This is a genomic window from Candidatus Hydrogenedentota bacterium (assembly GCA_013359265.1).
Classification (GTDB): domain Bacteria; phylum Hydrogenedentota; class Hydrogenedentia; order Hydrogenedentales; family SLHB01; genus JABWCD01.
In genome coordinates, this window is record JABWCD010000005.1 from 1 (window position 1) to 11,926 (window position 11,926).

General features: G+C 60.1%; 8 protein-coding genes. 3 read left to right on the top strand and 5 right to left on the bottom strand.

The features are described from left to right. Nucleotides 1-1,069 precede the first annotated feature (1,069 nt). A complete protein-coding gene (locus tag HUU46_05365; protein NUM53053.1) occupies nucleotides 1,070-4,591 on the top strand; it encodes a S8 family serine peptidase in 3,522 nt (1,173 codons plus the stop codon). A 417-nt stretch (nucleotides 4,592-5,008) separates the two neighbouring features. Beyond that, nucleotides 5,009-6,724 carry a hypothetical protein gene (locus HUU46_05370; protein NUM53054.1) on the top strand — a complete coding sequence of 572 codons (1,716 nt, stop codon included), beginning with the start codon at nucleotides 5,009-5,011 and terminating at the stop codon, nucleotides 6,722-6,724. A 30-nt stretch (nucleotides 6,725-6,754) separates the two neighbouring features. Here the strand turns inward: HUU46_05370 and HUU46_05375 are convergent, their stop codons facing one another. The 5 genes from HUU46_05375 to HUU46_05395 form a co-directional block, all read right to left on the bottom strand. Beyond that, nucleotides 6,755-7,576 carry a PIG-L family deacetylase gene (locus HUU46_05375; protein ID NUM53055.1) on the bottom strand — a complete coding sequence of 274 codons (822 nt, stop codon included), beginning with the start codon at nucleotides 7,574-7,576 and terminating at the stop codon, nucleotides 6,755-6,757. Continuing rightward, nucleotides 7,573-8,334 carry a hypothetical protein gene (locus HUU46_05380; protein NUM53056.1) on the bottom strand — a complete coding sequence of 254 codons (762 nt, stop codon included), beginning with the start codon at nucleotides 8,332-8,334 and terminating at the stop codon, nucleotides 7,573-7,575. Before HUU46_05380 ends, HUU46_05375 begins: the two co-directional genes overlap by 4 nt. 290 nt (nucleotides 8,335-8,624) lie before the next feature. Next, complete coding sequence (locus HUU46_05385) at nucleotides 8,625-9,314, bottom strand: HAD family hydrolase (protein NUM53057.1); 690 nt, start codon at nucleotides 9,312-9,314, stop codon at nucleotides 8,625-8,627. Nucleotides 9,315-9,383: 69 nt separating this feature from the next. Beyond that, nucleotides 9,384-9,701, bottom strand: coding sequence for a hypothetical protein (locus tag HUU46_05390; protein ID NUM53058.1), 318 nt, complete (start codon nucleotides 9,699-9,701; stop codon nucleotides 9,384-9,386). Nucleotides 9,702-9,741: 40 nt separating this feature from the next. Next, complete coding sequence (locus tag HUU46_05395; protein NUM53059.1) at nucleotides 9,742-10,113, bottom strand: glycine zipper 2TM domain-containing protein; 372 nt, start codon at nucleotides 10,111-10,113, stop codon at nucleotides 9,742-9,744. A 413-nt stretch (nucleotides 10,114-10,526) separates the two neighbouring features. Between HUU46_05395 and HUU46_05400 the strand changes: the two genes are divergently transcribed. After that, a complete protein-coding gene (locus HUU46_05400; GenBank protein ID NUM53060.1) occupies nucleotides 10,527-11,795 on the top strand; it encodes a hypothetical protein in 1,269 nt (422 codons plus the stop codon). Nucleotides 11,796-11,926: the final 131 nt, after the last annotated feature.

The following is an 11,926-nucleotide window of genomic DNA, read 5'->3' on the forward strand; positions in this document are numbered from 1 at the left end:
GGTGCAAATCGAGTGTGCGATTACGAGCACGAGTCGTCATGACCAGCGTTCTCCCGGAGATTATGAAAACTTGAGCAGTGCGCTTTCAGCGCGCGGTGATAGGGGCGTAGACATTCTCCAGGGGCGATGCCCCTGGCTAGGGTTGCGTTGCGCCTTCGGCGCGCGGGACGAATTGTGCGTTGCCGCAACAGTCGTCATGGCCTTATCGGGGCACCCGGAAACCATGAAAATGCGATTTCAGATTTGAAATCTCATATTTCAAAGCAACACGAGCGTGATGCCTTACAGGTCTGCTTTCGGAACAGTCGTCATGCACTTTCGGGCACCCGGAAACGATGAAAATGCAATTTCAGATTTGAAATCTCAGAGTTCAAAGCAATACGAGCAGGATGCTTTACAGGTCTGCTCTCGGAACAGTCGTCATGCCCCCTTCGGGGCACCCAGGAACCATGAAAATGCAATTTCAGATTTGAAATCTCATATTTCAAAGCAACACGAGCGTGATGCCTTACAGGTCTGCTTTCGGAACAGTCGTCATGCCCCTTTCGGGCACCCGGAAACCATGAAAATGCAATTTCAGATTTGAAATCTCATATTCCAAAGCAACACGAGCGGGATGCCTTACAGGTCTGCTTTCGGAACAGTCGTCATGCGCTTTCGGGCACCCGTAAACGATGAAAATGCAATTTCAGATTTGAAGTGTCATGTTTCAAAGCAACACGAGCGGGATGTCTTAAAGGTCTATTCTCGGAGCAGCACGAGCACGAGGCACGAAAATGCGGCTGGGTAATATCTTAAACCGCTCTTGCGCGTGTTGCGCGCGCCGGTGTACGGAATCGTTATCGAGGGGTTATTGTAATTCCTGCCCGATTGTGCGAGTGTAAAGGGATCCCGAAGTTCGCAAGGCATCCGAATTCCACCTGAGGGTTGCACCATGCGGCTGTCGAGTCTTTGCCCTGCAGTTGCAGTATTGGTCCTCGCCGGCGCGTCAGTCTCGTCCTTCGCGCAAAGCGTCGTACTGAATGGCGTAGACATCAAGTCCAACGCCAACAGGCAATCGGCGGGTCCCATGAACAAGAACGCAGACGCCGATTCGTCGCAGTTGGTCGTCGTTCAATTCAAAGGGCCAACGCTCCCGGATTGGCTGCGACGGCTCGAATCCACGGGCGCGACCGTGCACCACTACATCGCGGACTACGCGTATTTCGTGACGATGAACGTCAACGCGCCGGACGCCGCGAAGCGAGCACCGGAGGTGGCGTGGATAGGAGCGATTCCCGCCTCCGCAAAAATCAATGGCGCACTTGCCGCAAAGATTTCCGCTGGTGCGGCCAAACAAGCATCCGGGTCGAATGTGGAAGTGATCGTTTTGAGCTACGGAGACGCGGCGGCAAGAGCACTCGAGGCGTCCGGCATTCCAATCGAGTCGTTTCGCGAAACTCCGATGGGCTGGCACGAGACTCGCGTCACCGTGCCACTGTCGAAGACCCTTGATATCGCACAGATAGAAAGCGTCTTCACGATAGAAGAAGTTTCGGCGGAAATACGCGGCGGCGAACGCGCCGCGCAGGCGGCAGCGGGACAATATGAAGAGGGAGCAACCGCGCCGTTCGGGCCGGGGTACACGGCGTGGCTTGGCGCTGAAGGATTGAGCGGCGGCGACAACATCATCGTGCACGTGGCGGATGGCGGTCTCGATCAAGGTATTGCTACGAACCTCCCGGGCACCGCCCACGCCGATATCCTTGGACGAATCGCCGGCATCTACAATGCAACCGCCGATCCCGATGGCGCGAGCAGAGAAGGCCACGGACAATTGGCTGCATCGGTCATTATGGGGAACGCCACCGTTGGCACGGTCGACAAGGGCGGGTTTTTGCTGGGGCAGGGCCTGGCGCCGTTCGCGTCGGTATACGCCACGAAGATATTTCGTGACGAGGGTGAAACCATCGAGATTGGGTCGCACACACACACCGACTTGGCGCAATTGGCCCAAGACGCCGGCGCGCTCTTCACAAATAATTCATGGGGCGCCGCGATTAATGGCGGGTACAATGCAGGCGCCGCCGAATTCGACGCCCTGGCTCGGGATTCCGATCCCGATGAGTCGGGCAATCAGCAGATGGTGTATTTCTTCTGCGCGGGTAACAACGGCCCCGATGCCGGCACGACGTGGTCGCCCGCCAACGCGAAGAATGTCATCTCTGTTGGCGCTCACGAAAACAGCGACGCCGACGGGGTGGACGGCAGCGGGTTTCTTGCGACACACGCGGACAACATTCGAGATCTGTCGCCGGGTACAAGTCGCGGCCCTACAGCGGACGGACGTCTCGGCGTAACTGTCGTTGCAACCGGAACGCATGTGCAGGGCGCGGCCTCGACAGCCGATGGATACACCGGCGCGCATGTCTCCGACAAGTTCTGGCCGACGAATCAAACGGACTATTGCCGATCTTCGGGCACGAGCTTCTCCTGTCCGACGGCGTGCGGCGCGGGCATCGTCGTGTACGAGATGTTTCGCGATCAGTTGGATGCATTCGGGCATACGGATTCGCCCAGCCCCGCACTGATACGCGCCGTCCTCACCAACACCGCGACCGATCTCGCCGGTGGCAGCGATGGGAATGGAGGCGTGCTCGCAAACATTCCCAATGTGCATCAAGGGTGGGGCGCGGTGAATCTGGAAACACTCGCGAGCATGAAGACGTCGCTTTACTCACTCGATCAGACCGAAGTGTTCACCGCGTCCGGCCAGGATTTCGAGGTGACGCTGTCGCCCATGATCGCGGGCTACCCATTGAAAGTTACGTTGGCGTGGACGGACGTCCCCGGCGTTCCCGGAGCGGCCACGGAACTGGTAAACGATCTCGATCTGCGCGTCATTCAGGACGGACAAACTTTCAAGGGAAACGTGTTCAGCGGCGGTTTCTCCGTTACCGGAGGGAACGTGGACCGGAAAAACACGCTCGAAGCGGTCTTCATCGAAAACCCGACGGGCGGTCCAGTGACCGTGCGCGTGACCGGATTCAACATTGCGGGAGACGGCGTGCCGAACTCGGGAGGCGCGCTCGATCAGGATTTTGCCTTGTTCGCGTGGAACGCGGGCATGCCCGATTCGACCGGTGACATTCGAATCTTTCCCCCGGACATCAATTGCGACACGACGGTTACGTTCAATCTCCGCGATCAGGACTTGGCCGGCGACGGGACTGCGACAATATCGGTATCGAGTTCGACCGGCGACACGGAATCCGTAACGCTCGATGAGACCAACGCGTCCACCGGATTGTTCACGGGATCGATTATGACGGCCTCCGGCGCGATCGCGGCCGATGGTGTGCTTCAAGTCGTTCACGATGGGTCGATCACGGCGACATACAACGATGCAAGCAATGCAAACAGTCAGCCGGCCGTGGATGAGGATACTGCGCTGGTTGACTGTGACCCGCCCATCGTTAGCAACGTTCAGGTGTCGAATATCACGAGCACGTCCGCGCTGATTTCCTATTCGACCAACGGGCCGTGCGATTCGAAAGTGCGATTCGGCATGACCTGCGGGGCGCTGACACAGTTCCGCGGCGGTGGCCTGCATTCCGTAGAGCACAAGGCCCATTTGACCGGGTTGACCGCGACGACGACGTATCGATTCAAGATCGAGGCTACCGACTCGGCCGGCAACACGACCACCGCCGATGACGCGGGATCGTGTTTCACGTTCATGACGACGGCCATTCCGGACTATTTTTCCGAGCTGTATTTCCCGGGGCTTAATGACAACGATCTATCGAACCAGACCTTGTTGTTCACCCCCAATGGGTCCTTGAGTTACTACGAAGCATGCAGGACAACGACGACGACATACCCGACCGATCCCGTCAAGCACACCAATTTGTCGTCGACCGTGGGATTGAAAGGCGACAGTTCCTACGAGGTCTCGCTGACGGACGGGAAAGAATTCTCGTTCTTCGGCATGAGCTACGCGGCATTCTTCATCAACGCCAACGGCAACATCACCTTTGGCGTTTCAGACGATTCGGCAATCGAGACACTTCAGCAGCACCAGGCGATACCGCGTGTCTCCGGCCTGTTTGACGATCTTGCGCCCACCAACCAGAAGCCGATTCGTTACATGCAATTGGACGATCGCGCGGTGGTAACGTGGGACGGCGTGCCGGAAAGCGGAATAGGCGGATCGAATTCGTTTCAGATAGAACTGTTTTTCGATGGGCGAGTTCAGCTAACGCACCTGAATATTGACGCGGAAGACGGAGTTGCCGGACTGTCGCGCGGTCTCGGCGTGCAGACCGACTTCGCGCGAAGCAACATGAATGCGTACGCGAGCTGCGGCGAGCAAACCGGTTCGGTGCGCGTGAAGATAAAGCCCAAGGGCGCGCGGCAAGACGGCGCACGCTGGCGCCTGGACGGCGGGGCGTGGAACAAGCACAACAAAGTCGTCACCGGCGTCGCGGTGGGGAATCATACGGTCGAGTTCAAATCGATCGACGGCTGGCAGGAACCCGGCGACAAGCAGGCGAACGTGACTGCCGGAAACGAAACGCTGCTGAACGGAAAGTACACGTCGGCGCGCTAGTGGTTCATGCCGATTGTTTTTTGATGGTGCATCCAGTGCCGCTGGAAGATGAATTTCGAATCTCAGATTTGAAATCTCAAATTGAAGAGAACAGCAGGAGTGAGGCGTCCGGAGTGTGGAATCGGGGAGGCAATCGTGCTAGATGAGGGGGATCGGGAGGAAAAGCACTGCTCCGCCTTGACGGGTGCAAGGTGCGTCGCTTCTCGTGACGCCGCTGTAAGTCGGCGGCGCGCCATTTCGAATGAAATAGACCACCAGGCCGATCCAGCCGGATTCCTGTGGTACAATTCGCTGCGGGAACCAAGGATTGTGCCAGCACCACAAGACCCAAAACTGCCGTTGCGGCTTGCTTATTCTCATCGGGAGAAGGCCGAAGCAGCGATCCGCCAGTGTGATCGTTCCCTGCGGGATGGGGGGGTGGACACCGAGCATCATGCGAAACTGCGGGCGGTCTACGAGCGCGAACTGCAATCGGCCCAACGCACGATTCAACGGCTGCTGGGTGTGGAACAGGCGCGGACGGAGTCCCTCGAGGCGCAGCGGCGCGCCGTTCTGGAAGAGCAACTCCACCTGCCCGAGCGCGTCACCGCCGGGAAGATTTCGGCACGAGACGCCAATGACACCAACCGGCGATTGACGCAGCGCCTTGCGGACCTCGACGCGCAGATCGCGGTCTGCCGATCGAGGCTCGAATCGCGCACGTCGGAGGAACTCGGCGGATTCATCGACCTTTCCTTTTCCGAATACGCGAACGAAGAGATACGGCCGATGGGCCCCTCGCTTCGCGGACTGCCGGCGGGTGGGCCTCGTTTGCGCGACTGGTACTATTCGTCCGGGTTGGCGCTCGTCGCGGCCGTTGCCGTGTTCCTGCCGTGGCTGAGCAAAGGCGGTGTGACAACGTCACTCGCAACGGCGAATGGCGGCCTTTCGCAATTGGCCGCGCAGGCCGGCCTTCACCCCGGTGCGGCGCGCTATGCGTGGATCGTCTTCGCCGTCGTTCCGTTCATTGGCGTGCTAATGACGGCGGGCCGAAACGTCCGCTTGTTTGGCTGGGGATTCCTGTTGCTGGGTCTCATTATGCTCGCGGGTGGCGCGCTGCCCGGACTCGTTTTGGGTGCGAGCGGATCGGGGCAGGCGGGCGTTGTCCAGATGTTGACGTCGTTCCGAGTTGGCGCGGTCCTATATTGTGCGAGCGCGATAGCGTTCATTGTGCTGGGAGCGTTTCGCGTCAGCCCGCCGGGCGACTCGCTGCGCCATGCGATCACGGTATCGCTCGCGCTGCTCGGGGCGGTTGGGGCGATTGGGCTGTTGGCCGCCTTTGCGCTGTTCGGGGTGCAGGGAATGTCTCGCGTCACGTTTCGCGCAGTGTTGGATACCGCGACAAACGATCGCATCGCATTCACAATCGTCAACGAAGGCCGGGAACCGATCGCCTGCTATTTTCAAATGCCCTCGACTTCGGACGGAACCGCTTCGCTCGCGCGCGATTCTCACACGTATGACGTGCGCGTAGCCGTGCGCGAACAAGGCCGGGACGCGTTCAGCACGATACCCGCTTCGTCGCGCGTGTGGAACCTTGTCCAGGGGCCCCTGCCGGAAGACCAGCAAATGTTGGTCAGCGCGGGATCGGAGCTCAAGGGCAGCCTCGATCTTCGTCAACTCAGCGCGCTGGGAGTCGAGCCGGCGTCCGTGCGAATCCAACTCGTTTCACTGGACGGATCGCTTGTATCCGAAGCGGAGGTGGAACTCGAAGACCGGTACCTCTCCGTGCCGGGCCCGATACGCGATCCGCTGATCATCGCCCCACCGCCGCCGCGCCCTACGGCGGCTGCTGCGGCAGCGCCCGCCGTGCCAGCGCCGAGCGGGCAGACACAGCCGGAACCCGGCGAGGCGTTGCGTGTCGAGTTTGTCGGCGCCATTGGCGGCAAGGCGATCGTTCACGTGTTTTCGCCGGATGGCGCGTCGTACGTAGAAGCTGTCGCGGGGCCGGGTGAACCGGTCACCTCAGATTGGGTCGTCGAGTCGTTGGTGCGCCAACCATCGTCCGTGAATATGAAGCATACCAAAACCGGGGCGAGCGCCCAGGTCATTCGCGGAAACGTAGTGGAAATCCGGTCCACGCCGTCGCAGTAGAAACTACGCCTGCGGCACGATCGCGGCGAATCAGGCGCGCCGCTTTCCGAAGAACGGGAAAAGTTTTGCCAACTCGGCGTCCGACGGCTGATGGCCGTACTCGCAAATCTCAAAGCCTTCCGCGAACGCGACGCGTTTCGCCTTTGCTGCGCCGTACCATTTTTTCAACGCGGGACGGGCGAGTTCCGTGAGCTTTCCAAAAAACGGCGCCCACGCCTTCTCGAGCCATACGCGCCGATCTTTCGCACCCGATGGTACGTTGTCGAGTTGTCCGTCAAGCCAGGGCAGCCATTCGTACACCTGAGATTCCATCGCATCCAGCATGTCGAATTTGGCGCCCATAACGTCCGATACGTCCACCGCGACATCGGGGCGGAACGGCGTCGGCTTCGTAAAATGATCGGACATATACATGAACACCGGATTGCGCGCGAGGCGCGGCGCCTCCGGACAGAAGTTTGGGACGGTCACCATGAATGCCGCGTCCTGCACGAGAATCGACGCGTACCGATGATCGGGGTGATAGTCGTTGGGGCGGTGGGTCAGCACGATGTCCGCTTCGTACCGGCGCAGAATGCGGACGACTTCGCGGCGCGCGTCGAGCGTTGCCTCGAGTTCGCCGTCGTGGTAACCCAGCACCAATTCCTGCACGCCGCCGCGTTCGGCGGAACGCCGTGCTTCGATCGCCCGTCGCGCTGCCAACGGTCCGCCGCCCATTGCGTAGTGCCCGGCGTCCCCGTTGGTCATCGAGACGAAAATGACGCGATGGCCAAGCCGCGCCCACTTTACGGCGGTTCCCCCCGCGAAGCATTCGCAATCGTCGGGGTGCGCGCCGACGCAGACGATGTTCATTGCGCGGGCGCTGGGACGGTCGCGTCCTCGGGGTCCGGCTGAGGCACACTCGCGGCGTCCGGCGCGGCGGGTTGCGTTGGTTCTTGCGCGCTCGTCTCCGTGGTGGTTGGGGCGCCGGACTTCACGCAATCGACACGGAACATCGTACCGTACAGCGCCTTCGAGTGAATGTTCGACGTGACCGTTTCGGCATTCACCTGAGTTTCGTCGGTACCCTCCGGAAGCAAGTAGAGGTCGCCGTCGGTTTTGACGAGGAACGAGTCCGGAAGGTTTCCCGCGAAGGGCTTCAGGAGATCGACTTTCACGAGGACGCCATTCTTCATCGCGTTGGATCCCAGGACCACCGAAAAGCTGCCTGCTACGGTGTCATTCACCATGATTTTCGCGCGGAGAACGCCAAATGTGCCGACGAAGTTTCGCGTGCATTTGACTTCAAACTGGGCCCACAAACTCTCGGGATAGGGTTGCGACAGCGTAATGTTGGTGCGAGCGACCCGCTTGAAACGGTCGAGCATGGTGTCGACCACAACGCTGGGGCTGCCCGTTTCGTCGACCAGCCGTCCCTCGACAAACACGCCTTGCTCGAGATCGCCCAAATCGGCGTTGGCCTGGTCCGCACCTGACAGCTTTGTAACGGGTTTCTCCTGCTTGGGGTCTTCAGTGCCGCTTTCCTTGTCGTAGGGTGACCACGGCTTCTGCGGTTTGCAGGACGCCGCCAGGACTATGGCGAGCGCCAAAAAAAAATACAGGGGCTTCATGCTGTGAACTTCCTTGCTTGCGGCGCACAAAAGCGTGCGTACTCCGGCGCGAATCATAGCAAGAACGCGAAACGCGCCGCATCTTGGCGTTAGCCCGGATTTTTCACGCGAACAGCAAAGACGTGCACTATCCGTTGCGTCACATGAAGTTCCATAGGTTCCCGTCTATACAGGCTGTTCGCGTGAAAAATCCTCTCGCCATGCGCTCACGGGCTTACTCGTGAGCATTTCTCACCGCACCGAAGGATTTTGCATCCACTGCGACGTCGTGGGGCGGTGAGAAATGCGGGTTAGCGGGACGGCGGGACCGTTGCCGATTCGATCGCCTCGTGAAAACCGTCCAAGTCCGTGTAGTTTTCGATGATGGCCGTTGCGCCGGCCGCGGTGAGCCGGTCGCGGGAGTACTCGCGGCAAACCCCGACAAAGCGCATCCCGAGTTCCGCGGAAGCCGCGGCGTCCCACGATCCATCGCCAACGTATACGACGTCGGTTGGATTCACGCCGGTTCTTCGCAACGCGGTCCGGGCAATGTCCGCTCGCGATATCGCGTCGTTGGCGAACGCGCCGGGAATTGCGGCGCCATCGACGCCGATTTGCCGCAGTTTGAAGAGTGCGGTACGGCGCATGCCTCCGGTTGCCAGCCCGAATCTTACATCGGTCTTACGGGCAAGCGATTCCAACAGAGCGCGCGCCCCGGGCACTTCGATGAATCCGCCGGGATGCCTGGCGAATGACTTGGCGAGTTCCTGCTCGTAGACTTCTTCAAAGCGCGCGATGGCCTCGGGTGTCGCGGGCGGACGCCCCGTGTCGGCCATGACTTCCTGGATGATGCCCATATCGGTGACGTGCGTGTAGCAATGCCAGTCCGTCGTCGGCAGCGGAAAGCCGAAGCACTTCTCGAAGGCAGTTTCGTAGCAACCGTTGTCCGCGTTGGTCGTTGCGGTCAGGGTCCCGTCGATATCGAAGAGTATTACGCGCATGAAACGTATTGGGGTGTACCGAGGAAACGGGGAGTATAGCGTCATGCGGACGCAAACGAAAACTTCGCGCTACGGGGTGTTGTTGTGCTTTCGCTTTTCGGCTTCTTCGGCCTGTGCCTCGCGGAGCGCCTTGCGAAACGACTCGTCGCCCAATGTGTCGCGGAACAGTTCCCGCTCTTCCATCGCCATGCGCACGCGGATGTAGCGCAGGTCGAGCAACGCACAGTAGATCGCCGCAATCAAGGCGACCAGAAAAACAAGCCAGTACACGAGGAAAGCCGCGCGCGACTCATGCAAAATGGGAAGACGCACGCCGAAGAACGCCATCCCTCCGCTGATAACGATCAAGATCGCGCCTGCAACGCGCCAGCGGAATTGGGTCAGCATGGACCCAATTCCGCCGCCAAATGAATACGGCTATCGAAGGTTAGTGCGCTACCCACACCCGTTCTTCATAGGTTTCGCCCGAGGGCGTGGTGCGTACTCGCGTTTCCCAGTGGCCGCTTGTCGAGGTCTGCCCCGGCGGCGGCGCCTGCGGCGGTGCGTAGACTTGGCTGCGCGAGCGCTTTTCGTCCACATGATCGCCGATGAGCGCTCCGGTCAATGCGCCGAGTCCTGCACCGATCAGGGCGCCTTCGCCCGACTTGCCGTCGACTTGATTTCCGACGATTGCGCCCGCGCCGGCGCCGATGAGGCCGCCGGTCAATGCGCCTTGCTGCGTCGGAGTCGTTTGGCATCCCGCGAGTACGGCGGCTGCAGAGAACGCGCAGATCGTCTTCAGATTCGTGTTGCCAAACATGGTATCGGCTTCCTTTCCCCGGCAAATGCCCGGGCCTTGCTCTCCAATTTTACCACACGGTCTCCTTCGCGGAGCGGGGCCGTGCATACTTATTTGACGATACAGCGAATACGTATATTCATCTTATCGGTAACGCCGAGGCACCGGTTCGGCGCAACGGCCTCCCCGCAACCCTCTCTATCTCGTTAGGCCGGTTTAGGTTCCCCGACATGAGCACAACGTGTAGATTTTGCGGTTGTCGGATTCTTCGCGGTTTCATTGCGCGCAATGACCGGCATGAGGACGCGGAATCGTGACGATGCCGGGCCCTTCAACGTGCTATTGATCGCGTCAGGAGGTTTCCGGTAGCGTGAAGTGGCCTCTCCGGTGGTGGTCTGGGGCCTGGGGGGTGAACTCCTTTCGCTGGTGTGGCCATGGCAGAACTCTCGGAAAGCCAACCGTTCAGCCTTCGGGATGAAGAGACAATCTGCTTTATCCCCGACGATCTGCGCCGCATCGTCCAGCGCCTTCTGCGTGAAGGCGAACCGGTCCAATACATCACGGCGTCACAGGAACTCTATGACCGCGCGGAACGAGACGACCCATACTTTGTCGCATCCGCCGTATACGATTTCCTATGGAAGCGGGTCCCCACCGAGGCGCGGCGTAAGCTTTATCCCGTCGTCGGCGATTTCTTTTTGACGGCGCTCGAGCGCAACCTTGGGACAATCGGCCCGAACAACATGAGCAGCCGCTTCCGCGAACTCATGGAGTGTTATTTCGGCGCGGGCGATCGGCAGCGGATGCTTGAAGGACCACTCTATTGCGCGGACCTGTTCCTGCTGAAGACGACGCAGTTGGTGCTCGCCGCGCGCGACGGGAAGGCGGTAGCCGCGCCGGCGCCCGATGAACCGGGCAACGCCGATTTCTTGCTGGACGAAACGCTGACTCTTGAACAGCAGGTCGATCATAGCTTGCAACTGGCCAGGGACGCGTTGCTCGATACCCAAAAGACGCTCTCGAAAATTGGGCGGCAGGAGAGCGGTCTGGAACCGCGTTACATCGCGTTTCTTCGCACGACGATGGACCGGTTGTCGTTGTCGTGGCAACACTGGAGCGAGATGCACGCTCGCAAAGACATCGGCGCGATGAAGCTTGACGAGTATTTCAAGGAGGGGATTGGCCGCGCGGAGAAGGTGAATTCGCTGGTGCTCGCGGCGCTCCTGCTCGAACAGGTCGGCGAGGAATATCAGGACAAGATGAACCGCGAATTTCTCCATCATCGGTTCAGCAATCGGCCGCCGGACCATCCGCAGCGGGGATGCACGTTCGACGCGGCGGAAATCTACCGCGATCAGGGAATCTCCGAGCGCGACCACGGCGCGTATGTGCTCGGCGAGCGGCGGTTCTCGCGCGCTATCGCGCTCTTCGGACAACTGAACGACCGCACCTCGATCGCGCAGACCTTGGTGGAGCGCGCGCGACTTTACTTGCTTCGCAAAACGGACGCGTGGAAAGCTCGCGCCGATCTGCATCTTGCCGTGCAGAACATTGCGGCCGTTCAGCGCCGCCTCCCGCCGCGCGCGCAGTTGCCGGCCGTTCCGGCCGATCACGTGCTCGGCTTTTACGAAAGCAAAGGCCTTACACGCGAAGCGGAAGCCTACCGTGAGCAGGACGCCATGCTGCGCGATGCGCAGTACTGAGACAACGGACATCCAACGTCTCCGTCCAGCGCCGTGATTTCGTGTTTCGCGCGGCGCAAGAAAATCTCCAACTGCGGGCAGAATGTCCACGTCCGTTGATCGCCCGCGGCACGCATTTGTGCTAAGGTATC